The organism is Romboutsia sp. 1001713B170207_170306_H8 (genome assembly GCF_015550495.1).
Lineage (GTDB): Bacteria > Bacillota > Clostridia > Peptostreptococcales > Peptostreptococcaceae > Romboutsia_E.
The window spans coordinates 595157-616560 of the sequence record NZ_JADNAX010000001.1; the positions used below are offsets into that span (position 1 = coordinate 595157).

Sequence of the window (21404 nt, forward strand, 5' to 3'; positions counted from 1 at the left end):
CCTAATAAGGAACACTATGTACAATTATTAATTTGTATATAGTGTTCTTTTTATTTCTAAAAAAATTTTAGCTTTAATTTAGTTAAAACAGTAAAATATATCTTACAAAAAAATGAAATATACTAAGACAAAGCCAATAAGAATAAATGAGTTTGAACTAGAGAAGGCGTGGTGGAATAATAGAGAAGAAAATGAGTATGCTTGAAAGGTTAGTGTAGAAGAAATAAAAAATAGAAATTACAACTTAGATTTAAAAAATCCTAATAAGGAAGAAGAGGATTTAGGAGACCCTAAGATGTTGCTTGAGAAGTATCATGAAGCTAAAGCTAAGGTAGAGAAGTTACAGAATGCTTTAATAGAAGAATTAAGAAAGATATTAGAGGTGTAATATGTTACTTGAGGAATTTAGCACGATATTTGATAGACCAGAGAAGGTAAAAAAGCTTAGGGAATATATTTTAAGTTTAGCGGTCAGAGGTAAGCTTGTTGAGCAAGATGAAAATGATGAACCTGCTAATGTGTTGCTTGAGAGGATTAGAGAAGAAAAGGATAGGTTAGTTAAGGAGAAGAAGATAAAGAAGGAGAAGCCACTTCCAGAGATTAGTGAAGATGAAATTCCGTATGAGTTGCCTAAAGGATGTAGTTTACAAGATACTAAAACAGAACACATTTATATTAGAGCAACAGACATGAAAAATGATACTATAGATGAAACAGATTTAAAGTATATTTCAGATGAAGTATTTGAACAAATAAAGGAATATATAATAACGAGAAAAAATATTTATTGAATTGTTTAAAATCAGACTTATTGCAAACTCAATTTATAGACAAAACTAATCAAGTGGGTCAACCTAAATTAGCTTTGATAAGATTGAAGTCTTCTTTACTTCCATTACCAACATTAAATGAACAAATGGTAATTACTGAAAAAGTTGAGAAGTTAATGAAAGTTTGTGATGAGTTAGAATTAAGAATAGAAAAAAGCAAGAAGTACAGTGAAAAATTAATGGAGTCAATACTTAAAAAAAGTTTTAAAGCATAGGTTAATACTTATGTTTTTTATTTTAGTTCTGAATGAATAAATACTTGGCATAATTTGGTATAATATGTATATGCTTATTAAATAGGAGGAGATATATGAAAGTTTATGAATTAGCGAGTTTATTAGGACTGACAAATGAACAGTTACTTAATATAATTAAAAGTATTGAGACAAATGTACAGTCATATACAGATGAAGTAGATACATACATACAAGATAAATTGATTAGCTCTATTTATATACAAGAAGATAATAGAAATAAACATGACAATAGAAGTACGTTAAAATCTTTGAAGATTTATGGGTTATTCAATAAGTATAATTATGAAATTAACTTTGATAAGGATGTAAATATATTTATAGCTGAAAATGGATTTGGAAAAACAACAATACTTAATATATTAGTGTCTTTATTAAATTCTGATAAAAATAAGTTATCAAAATTACCATTTGAAGTAGTTAAAATTACATTAGATGAAAAAGAAATATGTATAAAGAAATCAGATTTAATTGACTCAAATCGTTGTAAAGATACATTTTATAAACATAGGTTAAAAAATATAAATAATAAATACTATCATGCTCTAGAAGAAGAAATTTATAAAAATCTAGATATAGATGATATAGATGATATAGATGATATAGATGAACCGATTAAAGTGTATATAGAGAAAAAAATAATGGATACATATTATAATGTAAAAAATAAAGAGAGTATAAATGAAAAATTACAAGAAATTAGAGATATCTTAAAAGAAGAAGTATTATATTTTCCTACATATAGAAGAATTGAAGTTGGATTAGAGAGTGTTATGTCTAACAACAATGGAAGTAAGCTACTACATGAAAGTTCTCGTATTAAAGATAACTTTAGGAATAATAATGTTAAATTTGGTATGGAAGATGTAGAAAATAGAATATCTGAATTAACATCCAAATTAAAAGAGGATGCAATATTATCTTATTCAAAAATGAGTGCTGATATAATAAATGACTTACTTCTAAACGAAACATCGCTAAATAAATATAAGTTAAGTAAGATTAATTCAGAGCAAATAAAAATAATAATAGGAAGAATAGGTAAAGAAAAAATAAAACATGCAGATAAATTAATGGATTTTGATAAAGTTATGAAATCTAATAATGAAAACAGCAAATTTTTAATGTATTACTTATTTAAGTTAAATCAAATTTATGAAAAGCAAAAACCTATTGATAATAAGATTAAAAAGTATAGAGATGTATGTAATAAGTATCTAATTAATAAAGAAGTTTATTATGATGAAGTAAATACTAATGTTAAAATTATTGATAGTGAAACAAGAAAAGAAGTAGATTTTATAGAATTATCATCAGGTGAAAAACAAATACTTTCTTTATTTTCAATACTATACTTTGATATAGCTAAGCCTGTAATTTTTATAATAGATGAGCCTGAATTATCTTTATCTATAGTATGGCAGAAAAGATTATTAACAGATATATATAATTCTGGAAGAATAAAATTATTAATTGCAACTACACATTCTCCTTTTATATTTAAAAATGATTTTAGGGAATTTGTATCTGAAGTTGATGTATATAGGAAGGAGAATAAGTAATTATATGGGAGCAAGTTTGCTTGATATGATGGAATCAGAATTAGAAGGTAAAGAGTGTATTTTTTTAGAATATATTCAAACAAAAAAGCAAGAGAAGGATGTTAATATATATTGTTTTTTTGAGGGAAAAGATGATTATAAATACTATGGAAATAAGATAAAAAATTATACGACTAAAGAAATAATTCCATATGATTGTAATGGAAAGAAAAATGTTTTAGAATTGTTTGATATGATAAAAAATAAGAGTGTCTACAGTAAAAATGATACATTATTTTTTATAGACAGAGATTTTGACGAAGGAGTAATTTATGAAGAGGATATATATGTTACACCTTGTTATTCCATTGAGAATTTCTATGTTGAAGATAGTTGTTTTGAGGATTTATTAAAAGGTGAATTAGGACTAAGAAAAAGTAGTATAAGTCATAAAATAAATGAAGATTTCCTAAGAGGTTTATCTTATTTACAGACAGAGAGGGAGAAGTTTATAAATAATACATTAAATATTAATATATGGTATTATCTTCAAAATAAAAAAAATAATTCCACATTAACGAGAATAAAGTTATCAAATATTAAGTCAATTAGAGGATTTAAACAACCTATAGAATTTGAGGAATTAAAAAATAAGACAGAGGGATATATGGAATTAACAGAAGAAGAAATTAAAGAAGCCAGTGAATGGTTAATGGAAAATCCTATAAAAAGGTTTAGAGGAAAATACTATGAGGAATTTTTAGGAATAGTAATATCATCAATGAAACAAAATTCAAATACAATATTCAAATATAAAAGGAAATTAAGTATTCAACCAAGTAAAGATAATATTGTAAGTTTATTGGCACAATATGCTTATACACCTGAATGCTTAAAGCAATACCTTATAACAAGATTGTTAGATGAACATTTAGTAAAATTACATGATAAATTCAAAATAAGTTAGATTAAAAAACTATATTAAAGAAAAAATATTAATAATAATTAATTCTAATTAGAAATTAATATAATATTTATAGGTGGGAATATGTCAAATAAATACGAAGTAAATAACAGTTCAGTAGAAAGCATACTAGCTTGGATAAAACAAGGAGAAATAGCAATACCAGAAATACAAAGACCATTCGTATGGGATGCAACCAAAGTAAGAGACTTAATAGACTCACTATACAAAGGATATCCTGTAGGATATATAATAACATGGAAAAACCCAGACGTTAAACTAAAAGATGGAACACTTGCAACTGGTAAAAAAGTACTTATAGATGGTCAACAAAGAATAACGGCATTAACAGCATCTATAGTAGGACAAGAAGTAATAGGCAGTAATTATAAAAAGAAAAGAATAAAAATAGCATTCAATCCATTAGAAGAAGTGTTCGAAGTATCAAATCCAGCTATACAAAAGAATAGCCAATGGATAGAAGATATATCTATTGTATTTAAAAATGAATTTAGTGTATGGTCATTTATTCCACAGTATTGCGATAACAATAACATTGATTCTAGTCAATCAGATAAAGTAGGAAAAGCTATAGATAGACTACTACAAATAAAAAATAGTAGACTAGGTATAATTGATTTATCACATAACTTAGATATAGAAGTTGTAACTGAAATATTTATAAGAATAAACTCAAAAGGGGTAGTATTATCACAAGCAGATTTTGCAATGTCTAAAATATCATCCAATGAAGTTTATGGTGGGGATATAATAAGAAAAACTATAGACTATTTCTGCCATTTAGCACAAAATCCTGTAGATTTTGAAGCTATAAAAAGTAATGATATAGACTTTGTAAATACAGATAACTTTAATGCTATAAAATGGATAGCAAAAGAAAATGAAGAGTTATATGTACCAAGCTATACTGATTTATTAAGGGTAGCATTTACGTCAAAGTTTTATAGAGGTAAGTTATCAGATTTAGTAAGTTTATTATCAGGTAGAGATTTTGAAACTAGAGAATATAAAGATGAAATAGCTCAAAAATCTTTTGAATTATTACATAAAGGTGTTTTAAATTTTGTGAATGAAACTAATTTTAAAAGATATATAATGATAGTTAAATCAGCAGGTATAGTAGATTCATCTTTAATAAGGTCTAAAAATGTGCTTAACTTTGGATATATACTTTACTTAACTTTAAAAGACAAAGGTATAGAAGCTAATAAAATAGAAAATATAGTTAGAAGATGGCTAGTTTTATCTCTACTTACAGGTAGATATTCATCTTCCCCAGAGTCATCTTTTGATTATGATATAAAGAGATTTAATGAAAGTAATGATATAGAAGCTTTAGTTAGAAATGTTGAAGAAGGTGAGTTATCTGATGCATTTTGGAATAATATTTTAGTTACGAAGCTAAATACTTCTGTTACAAGTAGTCCATACTTTAATATGTTTTTAATAGCTCAAATAAGTAGTGGTGATAAAGGATTTTTATCTAAGAATATTGATATAAGGTCTCTTTTAGAGCAACGGGGAGATGTTCACCATATATTCCCTAAGAAGTATCTACAAAGTAATGGTGTGAATAATAGGGGACAGTATAACCAGATTGCAAATTATGTTTATATGCAATCTGAGATTAATATAAAGATAAGAGATAAAGCTCCTAAGGTTTACTTTGGAGAACTTAAGAAGCAGTGTGAGGATAATAACTTAGTTTATGGAGGGATAGATAGTATTGAGGAGTTAAAAGAGAATTTAGCTCAAAATGCTATACCTTTAGATGTGTTTGATATGGATATAGATAATTATCAGGAGTTTTTAAATAAGAGAAGATTATTAATGGCTGATAAGATAAAAAAATATTATAAATCATTGATATAAAATATAATGAGTTCTTATATTTATTACATATACTACTAAAAAGTCTGCTTGTAGGATATGACATAACTTATGTTAGTAAAAATTTTCATTAAAGTATAAAATCTTCTAAAGTGGTTAATATAATATTATATTTAGGTTGAATGCAAGAATATACAAAAGGAGCTAAATAAGATGTTAATAGATGGAGTAGATTTTAACTCATATGAACTTTATGAAAAAATAAATAAAAGGTTAAATGAACTACAAGGAGAGGTTTTTGACTTAAGAAATATAGCAACTCAACTAGCTATATCTTCTGGATGGACAGACGATGAAGTTCAAAATGTAATAGGGGCTAGCATGTATGAAATAGAAGGATTTAGAGGTGTAAAATAAGAGCAAATGCTCTTATTTTTTGATTTAATCATAAAATATTATAATTATATATATTATTAATCTGTTGTGCTAGTTATTTTACTGAACATATTGAAATTGCTATATAGAGTTTTTAACTAGTAAAATATACTTTGCCAGACTCTAGTATTTTCAAGTATCATATTTAACTAGCACAACGAGTTATATTAAAAAAATAATTATGATAAGAAGGATGAATGGGCTGAGATGTAGAATTATGAAAGATTAAAGTATATATAAAACAACAAGTGATATGCATAAAAAGAAAGTTCTATATGATGAATTGAAAAGAAGGGGGTATTAATCGAAAATGCAATGTAATTTATACATTGCATTTTTCAACACATAAACTTAGTTACATTTACCTTTGTATTTGCAGGAACAACAAAACTTAGTATCTTCTGCAGTTTTGAAAAAGCTTATATCCTTCGCTTTATTAAGTATGGGGTCGTCTAAATAACTCTTAAGTATATCTATGTCAGATGAGATAGTTGAGCTTAAGTTATTTAAATCTGTATTTGAAAAAGAGTACTCTATAAATGAGCCAGATGAAAGATACTCTAATCTACATATTATATTTCTTACATCTATACCATATGTATCAGAAACATATTTAGCATATGCTAACATTTGATTTCTGTGTTTGTCATCTTCATTTCCTGTTTTCCAATCAACTATTACATACTTACCCTCTGAATTTATATATAGCAAATCCAATATAGCATAAACTTTTGTACCTTTGAAATCAAAACTTGTAAAGTTACCATCTCCATTAATAAGTACATTTAATTTATTTGAGTGTATATCCTCAAATGTGTATGATAAAACGATATTGCAAATACATGTATTTAAAATTCCTTTTATTTCTTCACCTTCAAATTTATTTATTTTTTCTCCATAATAATATTCTTGAAGCATATTAAAGCCTTTTACTTGAGGAGTCCAACTAGAATTGTAATCATTACTTTTTTTACAATCATTCCTAAAATTATAAATAGCAACATTAATATGTCTTTCTAAAAAACTAGGGCTAATAGTATAATTGGGATTTAAAGTTACTAATTTTATAAATTCTTTTGCTTTATCATGTATTATAGTACCTGATAAGCTATTCTTATTAGTAAGTTTTTTTAGTTTGTATATCTCACGTGTTTCATTGCTAGCCAATTCGGAATAGCCGTTGTGAGAGCCGTAGTAATTATAATAATATTCTCTTTCGCATTTATTAAGCAAATTTAATCTTGATGCAGACCAAGTAAGTTCTGGATAAGCGGGAATGGTATCTATCATAGTTTAACCTCCTAAGTTTAATAAATAAATATTATTTATACATTAATAATATTTCCAGTAGTTCAAAAAACATTTTTTGAAAAATATACCATTTATGGTGAGTGATAAAAGCATACAGGATATTTATTCTAAGATATAGGGAATAATATATATAATTAATGTTAGGAAAACAAATGTAACGTATATATAAGTATAATAAAGAAATATATACTACTTTTATGTTTTATGTTTTTTAATAGTAATGTGTGAACTATAAGCTAGGAGGTAATATGTATAAGTATAGAGATGTAGAAGGATATTATGATTTAAATGATATTGACGCTTTTATATTTGAAAAATTTTGTGAGAAATTTTATGATGTATGGGAATTTCCTCAAAAGGTTGCTCCAGTTAGAATTTTTAGAGTAGAGGAGTGTAACTTAAATTACTTAAGAGTAGATTTGAAGGATGGAGATTGGTTACATATTATAAATGATAGAGGTAAGATAGAATGGTATTGAATAAATATAAATAATTTTATAAACAACAAGTTAAACTAGAGTATTTAATATAAAAATTAGGTGCTCTTTTTTTATTAGGCTATGTTTTAGAATAATGTTGAAAAGGTATAAGTACGTATAATATAATTAATATACTTACACATTCAACTTATTTTCACAAAGGAGGTACTTAATTTGTTTTTTAAAGACATAAGAAAATCAATTGGAATTATTCCTATTTTAGCTATATTGATAACTGTATGTTCAAATACTAATATAGAAAGTAATCAAGTTGATAATTTGAATAACTCATCAACTACTAGAGTTGAAGAAAGTAATATTGATAAAAATAAAAATTTATCAAAAGAAAATGTAAATGAAGAAAATACAGAAGCTTCTAATGTTACAACAACGGAATCAAACTCAGATAATACAGAGGATATGTTTGATGGATACAAAATAATAGAAGTTGATGGTGGAAATTTATCAGGGCATAGAGAGCCTAATGTTGCAGTAGATATAGGATTTGGTGATAGAGAATACTGGGCATTCACTAATGAACATGGACAGTTAGTTAAAGTGGTAGCTAAAGAAATTGTATTACAGGATGATTCAAAAGAGCCTGTCAATTCAAGTGGAAGATATTATCCTGATGAAGCAAAAGTTCCTGGAGTTGAAAGTAAGAATTTAGATGAGGGACATGTTATAGCAGATTCACTTGGTGGTGTTTCTAATGCATATAATATTACGCCTCAAAACAGTACGCTTAATAGACATGGTGACCAAGCATACATGGAGAAAGTTATAAGGGATGCTGGAGGTTGTACAGATTTTCTTGCTATAATAACTTATCCAAATACAACAACACAGATACCAAGCCATTATAGTTATACATATACTATTAACGGAAATGTAGTTAATGATGAATTTGATAATATAAACCCAGATAAATATAACTCTAGCTTAGAATCTAATACATCAACTAATAATTCGAGTAATACTAGTTCTAACGTTAACAACACTACAAATAATTCTAATACAACTAATAACTCTACAAATGAAAGCCAAAGTAGTTCTAATAGTTCAGCAATAGTGTACTGGACACCTAATGGAAAAAGCTATCATACTACAAAAAATTGTTCTACTTTATCAAGAAGTAAAACTATTTTAAACGGTACAATCAATGAAAGTGGAAAGAATGACCCATGTGATAGATGCCATTAGCATAAGATGCATATTAATCTAATCGTTATTAACTTAATTAAATAATCTTAATATAATTATAAATTGAAAGTGGGAGTATATAAACTCCTGCTTTTTTGTTTAAGAATAATTTATAAAATTAACACTCGTTTAAAACCTAGCCTATTATTAAAATTAGTATAGTAATTTTAATAATATATCTATGTGAAATTAAGAGAAAATAGTAAATAGTTTATATAAATTATTACAAATATAGTATTATCAATATATATAAATAGTTTATATATAAAAACATAAAGATAACATTCAGGTGATAAGTATAATGAAGAAGCTGATAAATTAGCTAAAAAAGCTATAGGTTTATAAAAAAATAATAAGACCTTAATGTATACTCATTAGGGTCTTATTATTTTATGATTTAATCAGGAATTTCTCCATAGATATCTTCTAATTCATCTGCAAATGCTATTGGGCTATTTATTGACTCATACATAGCTCTAGCATATATATTTGCTTGATCATAAGTTGACTGCCAAGCAAATATTCCTCCTAAACAGTTATTTAATACATACTGACCTTTTAAATATATAGATAAATCATTTTCTATAGACATAGCATACTGACCATCTCTTATAAGATAAGGAACTCTAGCTTCGTTATCAAATTGATATTGATATCCATTCTTATTTATATAATTTCTTCTAAGTTCGTCATTTGATACAGTTGTAGTAGCTCCTAATCTACCATAGAAAGGAACTCCTAATAGTATTTTTTCAGAAGGCATTCCATTTTGTATAAGATTTTGAACCATTCCATGAACACTATAACCTGGTAAAGATAGGTCTGAATCATATAAATTAGCTTGATGTCTACGTCCTCTCTCTCCAGTTTCACCTGCTGTAAAGTCATAGCTCATAAGGTTAAAATAAGTTATTATAGGAGCAATTTTATCTATTTCAGCACTTCTATTTGTATATCCAGTATCACCAGTACCAGCAACACTTAACCATTTCTCATCACCAATTACGTCTCTAATGGCAGTTAATAATAATGTAAAGTTTTCTCTATCATTAATACTTGATTTTATACCAGAGGCACTACTACCTGGATACTCCCAGTCAATATCTATACCATCTAAGTTATAATTATTTATAAGTCTATTAACCTGTCTAGCAAAATCATATCTAGATTTAGGTGTTGAAGCTGCATCTGAGAATCCCTCAGCACCCCATCCTCCAATAGCAGCAATTACTTGTAGTTGAGGATTATATCTTTTTAGAGAAACCAAATACTCTAAATATCTTGGTGTAGGGACTAATAAAGAACCATCAGGATTTATTTCAACAAATGCATAAATAACTGCGTCTAAAAAGTTAGGGTCAACATTTTTCGGATTGCCTAAAACATACTCCATAACAATTGGTTGAAGATCAGGGCAATTACTATTAGTAACATTAGACTGTTCATCAGGATCGTTTATAGGAGGTCTATTTAAATAAGGTATAGTTTGAGAACGTTCTATTTCTTTTACATCTTTACCTGGCATAAAACATAAGTACCAATCTAAGCATGAATATTCTTTTCCGCAATTATTTATTCTTTTTTTCAAATCCTTCCATGTTTTAGGTGGAGGTAAAATTACCGGCATACCTGGAAGCCAGTTAGCTGGAGTAACTATATTATCATTATCAGATGCTTGAAGTGCGTCTATAATTCTTATTATCTCTGGAATATTTCTTCCAGTTGTTAGAGGATAGTAAAGAATAGTTCTTAAAACTTGTTTATCATCTATTATAAATACAGAACGAACAGTAGATGTATTGCTCATAGATTCAGAAATCATACCATATAGTTTAGCAATTCTCATATTAGAATCTGCAATAACAGGAAATGGGATTTCAATACCAGTTAAAGTACAAATATTATAAACCCAAGCTAAGTGAGAACTATTACTATCTATACTAAGCCCTATAAGATCCGTATTTCTTTTTTGAAACTCATCATAATATTTTGCAAAGCATATAAATTCTGTAGTACATACTGGTGTGAAATCACCAGGATGAGAAAATAAAACTACCCATTTGCCTTTATAATCAGACAACTTTATAGGTCCAAAAGTTGTATTGGCTTCGAAATCAGGCGCAGTTGATCCTAAACTTGGAAGACATGGCATATAAATCACCCCTTAATTCAATAAAATATAATCTATTTTATAGTATTAATAAATAGATGTTTATGTTACAGGTTATAATAGTAAGTAGTGTAAGTCTGTTATATACAACAAAAATGTACAATAATAATTGCTATTTTTAGATAAATTTGGTATAGTTAATTATGAATAAATGTGTTAAAAATTGTAATTATAGGGGTGAGTAGTTTGAAAAGATTGGTACAAATACTTATTATGTCACCTATGATATGTTTTTTTGTAACTTCTACGCTGTTTATTTCTAACCTTTTTATGGGAGTAGTTGTTGGAATTGGATATTATTTTATGCTTTTCAGCTTTGGAAGTTTAGCACTATTCGGGACTTTATTTTTATGCAATATAAATCGTATATTTGCTAAGAAAAGAAGAGTACCTCAAGCTAGGGTTGCTAAAAAGGTAGTCAACAAGAAAAAGCAAAATCAAAATATATCAAGAAGAAAAGTATCATAAGAATGCATAATGAGAATTATATAAATTTAATGACGTTAAATTTAATGATTAGTGAGGATGTAAGAATAGGACTATAAACGATATTGATATCATCAAGTATTGTTTGTAGTCCTATTTTTATTATAAATGGAGAATAGTTTCTACTTAAAAATAATAAAAAATAAATAAGAAGTATTTTAGGAGGTAGGAGATGGAATTTGATGTTTTCTACAGAAGTGTAGTTGGATATAAAAATATATTAAAAGGTAAGGAATCACAAGATTATTGTAAGTATAAAAAAATTAAAGGTGGGATAATATGTTCATTAGCAGATGGACATAGTAGTGATTTTTTTGAATATAGCCATATAGGATCAAAATTAGCTTGTGATGCAGGAATTTACGTTTTAGAGAACTATATAAAAGAAAATGGATATAAACTAGATAACATAAAAAATGATTTAGTTAATAGTAAAATACAACAAAAAATATATATAAAGTGGCTAGAGTTAGTAAATAATCACTTTAAACAAAGTAGACCTGTTGTATTTAGAACTGAGTATTCTAAATATGCAACTACATTGGTTTTAGCATTAATTTGTGATAGTTTTAGATTATACTTTAATATAGGGGATAGTTATATTTTAATAAGGAAAAATAATAAATATATTAAAGTTCTAGGAATGAATAATAATTATTTTGTTAACTCATTAAGTAATAATGAGTCTTATAGATATATAGAGTACTATATAGAGGAAATTAATGATGAAAATAAAAATGACTATATTATTCTTTTTAGTGATGGATTTTATGATTCATTTAATAATTATAAAGACATGATTAATGACTTGAATGACACTATATTAATGTATAATAAAAATGTATTTTCTAAGTTTTGGCTTGAAAATAATTATAAACAACATTTAGATAATTTAAGTAAAAATAAAGGGTATGATGATATTAGTATAATGTTCATAAAATCTATATAAATGTTGTCTTAAAAATCAATATCAAAAAAATGTAGTATTATTAATATATTTATACTATATTGTTTTTAAATGTAAATAAATAGAAAGATTATGGTATAATAGATAATAAAAGTATAAGGCAAATATAAATAATAATATTATAGACATAGAAAGGGAAAAGTAATGAAGTTTAAAGAATTGTTTGATAAATTTGCTGATTTTATAGACAACAATAGAGGTAATATAACTAAACTTTTATTATCTGTATTAGCCTTTATTGCACTAATAGTCGTATTCTTTATTAGTAGTGATGAAATGAGTATAAGTAAAGAAGTAGATCACTTAGTAAAGAATATAGAATCAAGAAAATATCAAATTGCATATGATTATTATGAAACTTTAAAGTCAGATTTTTCAGGATCGAAGATGAGTAGATTTAATAAATCTGCATCTAAAAAAATAAATTCTGTAATTATAAATAATGGTGACAAATATGTAAATGGACAAATAAGCAAAGAACAATATATAGGTTTAATAAATACTGTAAATGCGTTAGATAATATTAATATAAATATTGATAGTATAATAGAGCAATCAAAAAGAGTTGAAGAAATGTATATAGAAGAAAATATAAATTATGATGTAGCACTTTCTTACTTAAGTATATCATCAACATTAAATAATATGAATGATGAATTAGATGAGTACACTCAAAAAATAAAAAATTATTATGAATCTAGAAATGTTTATAATGAAGCAACTAAAAATCAACAAGTAAAGAAATATTATGAAGCTATACAGGGTTATGATAAAGTTTTAGAAGAAGATAAGAAATATTATAAATTAGCAAAAGCAGCAAAAGAAGAATGTATAAGTTCTATGTATAATTATTACATACAACAAGCTAGTTATGCTAATGAAAATGGAAACTATGATGAAGCTATTAAGTATATAGAATATTTAAAGAAGTACTATAGTGATGATGAGAAGATATCTGAATTAGAAAGTAAGTATCAAGAAAATCTATCTTTATACACTATGACGCAAGATGATATTATAAACTTAATAACAAAAAAAATGGGAACAAATAAAGATGGAATTACTATAAACTCTTATCAACAAATGATAAATGGTAATAAATTCTATTATGTAGAACTTTGTAAATATGATAAATTAATAGATGAAATACTAGTTGATGCAAAGACTAGAAAGATATATTCTTATAAATCAAGTGAAAAAGATTATAATACATCTTATAGTGATGGTTTTTTTAAGATTATAAGTAGCGGAGAGTTTAGATTTGCTTTAAGTGAAGGCGAATGTAGATTTGAATTAGAAAATAAATTAAAAGAAAAAGACGAATCATTTAAAAATATAGATATTGTTTCAAAAGAAGATAGTAGTAAGTATACAAAAAATAAAGATTTAGTAGATAACTTTATAAAGAATAACAATAGCGTTTATTATTATGCTGTTGTCAATAAAGGTATATTTAAGAAAAAAGAATTATATCTCATAGATATGTATACAAAAAAAATCTATTTTGTATCTAATGATGAGATTGTAAATTATTAGAGCGTGTTTATACACGCTTTAATAATTGTATAAAATAATAAAAATAGAGGATATTTTGTATTAATTGGTAAATATATAAATTAGTAATAAAATTTAGAGGAGACGTAGTTATGCATAAAGCAAAAAATAATGTATATATTGCAATAGGAATTATAGTGGCTACTTTAATTTTATTTATCGGAATAATGTACACTCAGATAAATGGAGATAAAATAGCTAAAAACACTTATATTGGAGATATTAATATTGGAAATTTAACGAAAGATGAGGCTAAGTCTATATTAAAGGATAAATTAAACATAGGTATAATAAAATTATCTTTTAATGATAAACAATGGAGTGTAGCTCCTAGTGAAGTAGATGCAAGCTATAACTTTGATGAGACTATAGAAAGAGCGTATAATTTTAACAGAGATAATAATATACTTGATAGTTTATCTAAAACTATAAAAACTAATTTTGGAAGTAAAAATGCAATAGATATGGTTGTAAATTATAATGAAGATAAGTTGAAATCAAAATTAGAAAAAATAAAAGATGAGATAGATATTGAAATGAAAAATTCAACATTAAATATAAGTGGAAATAATATAACAGTGACTGATGATTCAAAGGGATTAGAATTAGATATAGAAAATAGTTTAAATAAAATAAAAGTAAATTTACAAAATGGTATTTTATCTGATGAACTTGTTGTTAATGAAGTTGAACCTACTATAACTAAATCAGATTTAGTTAATGTAAATACTATACTAGGTAGATACACAACTGCTATAAAAGGATCATCAGCAGGTCGTATATCGAATATAAAAATTGCAGCGGAAAAAATGAATAACTTTTTAATGATGCCAGGAGATGAGTTTTCATATGTTGATGAAACTGGACCTTATACAGCTAGTAATGGATATAATAATGCACCAGTAATAGTAGAAGGAGAGTTACAAAATGGAATGGGTGGTGGTGTATGCCAATTATCATCTACACTATATAACTCAGTATTATATGCTGGACTTGAAATTGTTGAACTAAGAAATCATACAATTCCATCATCGTATGTTCCTAAAGGTAGAGATGCAACAGTTACAGATAGTGGAGTAGACTTTGTATTTAAAAATAATTTAACTGAACCTGTTTATCTAAAAAGCTATGTTTATGGAAGTACACTTGTAACTGAAATCTATGGAAGTAATAAAGATAAACAAAATATAGAAATTCAGACAAATATAGATTCAGTATCAGAAGCTAATGTAAAAACTATAGAAGACCCTACTATAGAAAAAGGTAAAGAAGAAGTAATAGAAAAAGGTAGAGACGGATACACTGTATCAACATATAGAATATATAAGGATAATGAAGGTAATGTAATTAAAAAGGAAAAAATATATACATCATATTACCCTAAAAAGCAAAAAGTTGTAGCTGTTGGTACTAAAGAAATTGAACAAGAGACCAATAAAGAGGACGTTAATAAAGAAGAAACTAATAAGGATGAAAATGTGAATAATCCACAAGAAGGTACTCAAGAGTCAACTACATCTGATCAAGAAAATACGAGCTTAGAGCAAAATAACAATGAACAAGTAAATACAGAAAATGTAACTCAGTAAAGTTTGTTTAATATAAAGATATTGGGAGGTATTAATTTGAATTTAAATGATATAACCAATTACATCCAAAGTATTTGTGAAAATATTTCAAGTGTTCTAGATGTAGATGTAACATTAGTCACTAAAGATCTTATAAGAATTGCAGGAACAGGAGTATTTAAAGATAAAATAGGTGAAAAAATATCAGAAGAAACTGTATATTATAAAGTTCTTACAGAAGGAAAATCTTACTTAATAAATAAAGAAATAGATAATGAATGTAACAAGTGTTGTTATAAAAATCAATGTAAAGAGCTTGCTGACATATGTACTCCAGTAAAGTTAGGGAATGAAATACTTGGACTATTAGGTATAGCAGCATTTGATGAAGTGCAAAAAAATAAATTTATTTCTAAAAATGAAGACTTAACTGAATTTATATCTAGAATGTCTGATTTAATATCATTTAAATTAGATGAGATGTATAAAGAAGAAGTTAAAACTATGGATGATTTAGAAAAAGAAGCTATAGAAAAGGCAATAAAAAAGTATGGTAGTAATACAGAATGTATGAAAAAAGTTGCAGATGCATTAGATATAGGTATAGCAACACTATATAGAAAAGTAAAAAAATATAACATAAAATAAAAGTAGGTATGTTATAAAATGTTAAATTACATTTTATGACATACCATTTATTATATATATCTATAAGGAGAATAAAATAATGATATTTAATGAAATAGATGAATTATTAGATTTACAAAATAAATACTTTGATAGTCAGATTACTAAAGATGTAAGCTTTAGAATAAAACAACTTGATATTTTAAAAAAAGCAATAAAAAAATATGAGTCTAAAATTATAGAAGCTATTAAAAAGGATTTTAATAAATGTGAATTTGAAGTTTATGAAACGGAAATAGGAATAACTTTATCAGAGATAAAGCATGTAAGAAATAAAATAAAAAAATGGTCATCACCACAAAAAGTAAAAACACCTCTTACAAACCCTGGAGCAAAAACATATATATACAAGCAACCATATGGAGTTTGTTTAATAATGTCTCCTTGGAATTATCCTTTTTATCTTTGCATATCTCCATTAATAGGAGCTATTATATCAGGTAACTGTGCAATTATAAAACCATCAGAGTTGTCTTTTAATACATCAAAAGTTATAAAGGATATGATAGAAGAGTATTTTAACAAAGAGTATATAGCAGTAGTAGAAGGATATATAGAAACAAATAAATACTTACTAAGTAAAAAATTTGATTATATATTCTTTACAGGAAGCCCTGCTGTTGGAAAAATCGTTATGGAAGCTGCATCTAAAAATTTAACGCCAACTACCTTAGAGCTTGGTGGTAAAAGTCCATGTGTAGTAGATAAGAATTGTGACATAGATAAAAGTGCTAAAAAAATAGTATGGGGAAAATTATTAAATGCAGGTCAGACTTGTATAGCTCCTGATTATATAATTGCCCATACAAAAATTAAAGACAAGCTTATAGAAGCTATGAAAAAATATATAAATGAATTTTATGGAGTAAGTCCTATAAAAAGCGATGATTATGCTGGAATAATAAATAAAAAGCATTTTAACAGAATATTAAACTTAATAAATTATGATAAAGTAGTTTATGGTGGAAAATATGATGAAATTAAACTAAAGATAGAGCCAACTATATTGGATAAAGTTGAACTTATGGATGATGTAATGCAAGAAGAAATATTTGGTCCAATAATTCCAGTAATGGAGTTTGAGAAGATAAGTGATTTAGATGAAATAATAGAAAAAAATAGAAATCCACTTGCTTTTTATGTATTTACTAATGATAAAAACTTTGAAGATACTATTATAAATAAATTTTCGTTTGGTGGTGGATGTGTAAATGACACAATAATGCATATTTCTAATCAAAATGCTCCTTTTGGGGGGATAGGTAATAGTGGAATTGGTTCTTATCATGGAAAAAGAAGTTTTGATGCATTTACTCATGAAAAAACAATATTAAAAGCATCATCTATAGATATACCGTTTAAGTATCCTCCATATAGTAAAAAAGCATTAGAATTATTAAAAAAATCATTTGATATATTGTAGTTAATGACAATTAAATAGCAAAAAATGTATAGTTTTGACTAACTATGATAAATATGTTATCTTTATATAATGAAGAATAGATTGGAGGCGATTGTTATTTTAGGTAATAATATAAAAATAGACATACTTAACATGCCGAAAAAGTCAATGGACATATCTTTAGTAGAAGAAGAAAAAAGTGATTTAACATTTTTTAATATAGAAGAAGAAGACGAACATGAGACGCTAAAGGCATTAAAACAAAGTTATGTAACTACTAACTATAAAGATGAAACAATACTTAATTTACAAAATGAATTAAAAAGCAATAGCGAGGAAGTTTCCAAGGAAATAAAGCTAAAGTCATATAATGATTACAACAACTCATTAGAACTAGCTAATAGAGGATATATAACAAAAGCAGTTGAATTAATTGAATCTGCTCTAGAAATAAACCCTAAGGATGTAGATATATTAAATTTAAGAGGTTTGTTAAAACTTTTAAAATGTGATTTTTCGAAAGCCTTTGAAAGTTTTTATACAGCTCTTTGTTATGGTAATAATGAACTTTCAAGAAAATATGTTGATATACTATCATCAGAAGATTTTAAAGTATTTTTAGGTAGATATAATCACTCTATAAGATTTATAAATGAAGAATTAAATCAAGAATCTATACATATATTAGACAATATTATAGATGAAGATCCAGACTTAATAGAACCATATGTTATTCTTTATTTACTTTATAATAAGTTAGGAAATGAAAAAAAGAAAGATTACTATTTTAGTAAACTTAAAGAAGTAGATAAGGATAATCCAATTTTTGAAAATGATAATGAAGAATCATTAATTACTGAAAAAGTAGAAGAAAATACAGTACAAGAAAAAAGTAAAAAATCAAACAAAAAGAATATTATACCATATGTAATTATAGCATTTTTAGCAGTAGGTGTTGGTATATATCATATCAATAATAAAGCAAAAATAGAAAGTTTAACTTCAGAGCTAAGTAGTAAAGAAGAAAAATTAAACGAAACAGATAAGCAACTAAGTGAAACTAATGAACAGTTAAATGAAACTAATAAAAAATTAGATGAGACTACTCAAGTATTAGATGAAGCTCAAGTTCAAAATGAGATAGCTTCATTAGATGAAGATACTTTATATACTAAAGCTACTAGCCTTAAAAAGTCAGGCAACTATGAAGACGCAATTGAATACTTTAAAGGTGTTGTTAAATATGGAAAAAGTAAGAAATTTATATCAGCATCTATATATGAAGTAGCCCTTTTAAATGAAAAGCTTGGTAATGATGAAGAAGCTATAATTTACTATAGAAAGTATATATATACTTATACACCAGAAGAAAATTATTATGATGATGCATATTATCAATTAGGTATGTTATATTATGATAATGGTGAGTTAGATAAAGCAAAAGAAATATTCTATGGATTAAGAAGTGAAGTACCTAACAGTATGTATAATAACTCTAAGGTTTCAGAAATTTTAAAAGAAAAGTAGATAATAAAGAGTAAGGTTGAAAATAGTATGAACCTTACTCTATTTTTATATTTATAATAGAAGGTAGTAAAGTTATGGAGGTAAAATTATGATACTAGATATTCATGCAGATATATTCTCTGATGTATTAAGTAAAAAATTAAGTAAAGAAAGTAATATTATAAGAAAATACCATTTAGATAAATTTAAAACTGGAGGAGTAAATGGAGGCATTTTTGTTTTTTGGCAAGATCCATATCTAAAAAAATACTATAACTATGAAGGATTAAAAGTAATGATGGATTATGCAAAAGAAGAAGCTAATTTATCTAAAGGCTTCTTAGTTATAGCAAAAAATTATGAAGAGTATATTAAAGGATTAGAAGATAATAAAATAACAGCTATGATGCATCTAGAAGGTGCTAAAAGTTTAGAAGATAAATTAGATAAAGTAAAGGAAATTTATGATTATGGAATAAGAACTGCATCTTTAACATGGAATGAAGAAAATAAGCTTGCTACTGGAGTTAAGGGTAATAGTAATAATGGACTAAAACCAATGGGTAAAGATTTTATAAAAGAGTGTGAAAATCTAGGAATAATTATAGATGTATCCCATGCTAATGATAAAACTTTTTATGATATATATAATACTAGTACAAAGCCTATAATTGCTACACATTCTAATGCAAGAGAATTATGTAATGTAAAAAGAAACTTATTAAAAGAGCAAATTAAACTAATAAAAGAAACAGATGGAATAATTGGAGTAAATAGTTATATTGGATTTATTAGTGATGATAATAACAAAAGAGACTTATATAGTTTGATAAATCATATAGATTACATGGTTGATTTAATTGGAATAGACGCTGTATGTTTTGGGTTTGATTATTGTGATTATCTTAATTTAGATGAGGGTGAATGTACAAAAGGACTAGAAAATGCATCTAAAACGAAAAATATCATAACAGCTTTAAAAGATAGAGGATATAAAAATGAGGATATAGAAAAAATTTCATATAAAAACTTTTTAACTTTTATAAATAAAAATTTTGGAAAATAAAAACTTACTTGGTATAAAAAGCATAGTATAAGGAACAAAATAATAATATATAGTAATGGTTATTATTATGAATTTATTATTCATAGGAGGGGATATACTATGCAGAAAGAACCAAAAGAATTATTTTTACCAGTTTTAAAAAATGGTAAGTATGGATTTATAGACAAAGATAAAAATCTAATAATAAGGCCTAAATACAAGTATGTATCAGATAGATTTAGAGATGGATATTGCGTTATAACATATATAAAAAAAATAAGAAAAAGTGTAAAGTGGGTATTTGGATATATAGATACAAAAGGAAATGTATCAATATTTCTTAATTTAGAAAGTGCTACTGAGTTTAATGAAGGCATGTCAAAAATAAAAATAAACAATCTATATGGTTATATGGATACATCTTTAAGAGAAGTTATAAAACCTAAATTTGATTGTGCTGCAAATTTTAGACAGGGGCTTGCAGGCATAAAAATGAATAAAAGATGGGGATTTATAAATAAGTCAGGAAAAATTGTTATTTCTCCAACATACACATATGTAAATCAATTTTTTGAAGACAGAGCATTAGTAGAATTAAAAAATAAGTATGGATATATTGATAAGTCAGGAAAGATGATAATAGGACCGGAGTTTGATATAGCAACAGATTTTTCGGAGGGATTAGCAGCGATAAGGGTTGGAGATAAGTGGGGATATATTAACAAAGATGGAAAACTAAAAATAGATTTTAATTTTGAAAAAGCAAAACCATTTTATGAAGGGTTGGCTGCTGTTTCAATTAATGATAAATGGGGATATATTGATAAAACTGGAAAGATAATAATAGAGCCAATGTTTGATTATGCCTGTAATTTTTCAGAAGGATTAGCTAGATTTAATATGGGTTTAGACTCTTTTAGTAGAGGTATTAATATTCCTAAAGGCGGTGTCTGGGGATTTTTAAATAAAACCGGTAATATAGAAATAGTGCCAGTGTATGATTTTATATCAGATTTTGAAGATGGATATGCACAGGTAATTCAAGGTAAAAATAATAATTATATTGATAAAAATGGTAAGTTAATTTTATAATAGTAATATTCCAAGAAATAGGGTTTGAAATATTATTAAGTAAATAGTAATATATATTT

General features: G+C 25.8%; 19 protein-coding genes. 17 read left to right on the forward strand and 2 right to left on the reverse strand.

Features of this window, described 5'->3' with window-relative positions; all coding sequences use genetic code 11:
• Positions 1 to 389: 389 nt before the first annotated feature.
• From I2A66_RS17070 to I2A66_RS02890, 6 genes are all read left to right on the forward strand, one after another.
• Entirely contained in the window at positions 390 to 791 is a 402-nt protein-coding gene (locus I2A66_RS17070; RefSeq protein WP_243238631.1) for a hypothetical protein, read from the forward strand.
• Positions 788 to 1045, forward strand: a complete 258-nt coding sequence (locus I2A66_RS02870) for a restriction endonuclease subunit S (RefSeq protein WP_195250925.1) — start codon at positions 788 to 790, stop codon at positions 1043 to 1045. The genes I2A66_RS17070 and I2A66_RS02870 overlap by 4 nt, the downstream gene beginning before the upstream one ends.
• A gap of 95 nt (positions 1046 to 1140) precedes the next feature.
• Positions 1141 to 2646, forward strand: a complete 1506-nt coding sequence (locus I2A66_RS02875; RefSeq protein ID WP_195250926.1) for an AAA family ATPase — start codon at positions 1141 to 1143, stop codon at positions 2644 to 2646.
• Between the two features lie 4 nt (positions 2647 to 2650).
• Positions 2651 to 3592, forward strand: a complete 942-nt coding sequence (locus I2A66_RS02880; RefSeq protein ID WP_195250927.1) for a DUF4435 domain-containing protein — start codon at positions 2651 to 2653, stop codon at positions 3590 to 3592.
• Between the two features lie 81 nt (positions 3593 to 3673).
• Positions 3674 to 5482 carry a GmrSD restriction endonuclease domain-containing protein gene (locus tag I2A66_RS02885; RefSeq protein ID WP_195250928.1) on the forward strand — a complete coding sequence of 603 codons (1809 nt, stop codon included), beginning with the start codon at positions 3674 to 3676 and terminating at the stop codon, positions 5480 to 5482.
• A 171-nt stretch (positions 5483 to 5653) separates the two neighbouring features.
• Positions 5654 to 5857: a hypothetical protein gene (locus I2A66_RS02890; protein ID WP_195250929.1), complete on the forward strand. Its 204-nt coding sequence runs from the start codon at positions 5654 to 5656 to the stop codon at positions 5855 to 5857.
• Between the two features lie 369 nt (positions 5858 to 6226).
• Here the strand turns inward: I2A66_RS02890 and I2A66_RS02895 are convergent, their stop codons facing one another.
• The gene (locus I2A66_RS02895) at positions 6227 to 7165 is read right to left on the reverse strand and encodes a PD-(D/E)XK nuclease family protein (RefSeq protein ID WP_195250930.1); all 939 of its coding nucleotides are present in this window, start codon (positions 7163 to 7165) and stop codon (positions 6227 to 6229) included.
• Between the two features lie 269 nt (positions 7166 to 7434).
• On the opposite strand from I2A66_RS02895, the gene I2A66_RS02900 reads away from it, so the two are divergent.
• Together I2A66_RS02900 and I2A66_RS17075 are read left to right on the forward strand one after the other, a co-directional pair.
• The gene (locus tag I2A66_RS02900) at positions 7435 to 7665 is read left to right on the forward strand and encodes a hypothetical protein (RefSeq protein WP_195250931.1); all 231 of its coding nucleotides are present in this window, start codon (positions 7435 to 7437) and stop codon (positions 7663 to 7665) included.
• Between the two features lie 174 nt (positions 7666 to 7839).
• Positions 7840 to 8868 (forward strand): DNA/RNA non-specific endonuclease, encoded by a 1029-nt coding sequence (locus I2A66_RS17075; RefSeq protein WP_243238632.1) that lies wholly within the window; start codon positions 7840 to 7842, stop codon positions 8866 to 8868.
• Positions 8869 to 9265: 397 nt separating this feature from the next.
• Here the strand turns inward: I2A66_RS17075 and I2A66_RS17560 are convergent, their stop codons facing one another.
• Positions 9266 to 11020, reverse strand: coding sequence for a peroxiredoxin (locus I2A66_RS17560; RefSeq protein ID WP_147515430.1), 1755 nt, complete (start codon positions 11018 to 11020; stop codon positions 9266 to 9268).
• A gap of 204 nt (positions 11021 to 11224) precedes the next feature.
• Between I2A66_RS17560 and I2A66_RS02915 the strand changes: the two genes are divergently transcribed.
• From I2A66_RS02915 to I2A66_RS02955, 9 genes are all read left to right on the forward strand, one after another.
• Positions 11225 to 11506, forward strand: coding sequence for a hypothetical protein (locus tag I2A66_RS02915; protein ID WP_122639440.1), 282 nt, complete (start codon positions 11225 to 11227; stop codon positions 11504 to 11506).
• A 190-nt stretch (positions 11507 to 11696) separates the two neighbouring features.
• Positions 11697 to 12473 (forward strand): protein phosphatase 2C domain-containing protein, encoded by a 777-nt coding sequence (locus tag I2A66_RS02920; protein WP_122639439.1) that lies wholly within the window; start codon positions 11697 to 11699, stop codon positions 12471 to 12473.
• 162 nt (positions 12474 to 12635) lie between these two features.
• Positions 12636 to 14027: a UbiD family decarboxylase gene (locus I2A66_RS02925; RefSeq protein WP_147515429.1), complete on the forward strand. Its 1392-nt coding sequence runs from the start codon at positions 12636 to 12638 to the stop codon at positions 14025 to 14027.
• A 110-nt stretch (positions 14028 to 14137) separates the two neighbouring features.
• Entirely contained in the window at positions 14138 to 15634 is a 1497-nt protein-coding gene (locus I2A66_RS02930; protein WP_122639437.1) for a VanW family protein, read from the forward strand.
• Between the two features lie 36 nt (positions 15635 to 15670).
• Positions 15671 to 16261, forward strand: coding sequence for a helix-turn-helix domain-containing protein (locus tag I2A66_RS02935; RefSeq protein WP_122639436.1), 591 nt, complete (start codon positions 15671 to 15673; stop codon positions 16259 to 16261).
• A gap of 79 nt (positions 16262 to 16340) precedes the next feature.
• Positions 16341 to 17723, forward strand: coding sequence for an aldehyde dehydrogenase (locus tag I2A66_RS02940; RefSeq protein WP_122639435.1), 1383 nt, complete (start codon positions 16341 to 16343; stop codon positions 17721 to 17723).
• Between the two features lie 69 nt (positions 17724 to 17792).
• Positions 17793 to 19229: a tetratricopeptide repeat protein gene (locus I2A66_RS02945; RefSeq protein ID WP_243238633.1), complete on the forward strand. Its 1437-nt coding sequence runs from the start codon at positions 17793 to 17795 to the stop codon at positions 19227 to 19229.
• An 88-nt stretch (positions 19230 to 19317) separates the two neighbouring features.
• A complete protein-coding gene (locus I2A66_RS02950; RefSeq protein ID WP_122639433.1) occupies positions 19318 to 20274 on the forward strand; it encodes a dipeptidase in 957 nt (318 codons plus the stop codon).
• A gap of 99 nt (positions 20275 to 20373) precedes the next feature.
• Positions 20374 to 21345 (forward strand): WG repeat-containing protein, encoded by a 972-nt coding sequence (locus I2A66_RS02955; protein WP_122639432.1) that lies wholly within the window; start codon positions 20374 to 20376, stop codon positions 21343 to 21345.
• Positions 21346 to 21404: the final 59 nt, after the last annotated feature.

Bases quoted from the DNA above. Each gene is read 5' to 3' on its own strand.
- I2A66_RS17070 (WP_243238631.1), top strand. From the start codon at position 390: ATGTTACTTGAGGAATTTAGCACGATATTTGATAGACCAGAGAAGGTA.
- I2A66_RS02875 (WP_195250926.1), top strand. From the start codon at position 1,141: ATGAAAGTTTATGAATTAGCGAGTTTATTAGGACTGACAAATGAACAG.
- I2A66_RS02880 (WP_195250927.1), top strand. From the start codon at position 2,651: ATGGGAGCAAGTTTGCTTGATATGATGGAATCAGAATTAGAAGGTAAA.
- I2A66_RS02885 (WP_195250928.1), top strand. From the start codon at position 3,674: ATGTCAAATAAATACGAAGTAAATAACAGTTCAGTAGAAAGCATACTA.
- I2A66_RS02890 (WP_195250929.1), top strand. From the start codon at position 5,654: ATGTTAATAGATGGAGTAGATTTTAACTCATATGAACTTTATGAAAAA.
- I2A66_RS02895 (WP_195250930.1), bottom strand. From the start codon at position 7,165: ATGATAGATACCATTCCCGCTTATCCAGAACTTACTTGGTCTGCATCA.
- I2A66_RS02900 (WP_195250931.1), top strand. From the start codon at position 7,435: ATGTATAAGTATAGAGATGTAGAAGGATATTATGATTTAAATGATATT.
- I2A66_RS17560 (WP_147515430.1), bottom strand. From the start codon at position 11,020: ATGCCATGTCTTCCAAGTTTAGGATCAACTGCGCCTGATTTCGAAGCC.
- I2A66_RS02920 (WP_122639439.1), top strand. From the start codon at position 11,697: ATGGAATTTGATGTTTTCTACAGAAGTGTAGTTGGATATAAAAATATA.
- I2A66_RS02925 (WP_147515429.1), top strand. From the start codon at position 12,636: ATGAAGTTTAAAGAATTGTTTGATAAATTTGCTGATTTTATAGACAAC.
- I2A66_RS02930 (WP_122639437.1), top strand. From the start codon at position 14,138: ATGCATAAAGCAAAAAATAATGTATATATTGCAATAGGAATTATAGTG.
- I2A66_RS02940 (WP_122639435.1), top strand. From the start codon at position 16,341: ATGATATTTAATGAAATAGATGAATTATTAGATTTACAAAATAAATAC.
- I2A66_RS02945 (WP_243238633.1), top strand. From the start codon at position 17,793: ATGAAGAATAGATTGGAGGCGATTGTTATTTTAGGTAATAATATAAAA.
- I2A66_RS02950 (WP_122639433.1), top strand. From the start codon at position 19,318: ATGATACTAGATATTCATGCAGATATATTCTCTGATGTATTAAGTAAA.
- I2A66_RS02955 (WP_122639432.1), top strand. From the start codon at position 20,374: ATGCAGAAAGAACCAAAAGAATTATTTTTACCAGTTTTAAAAAATGGT.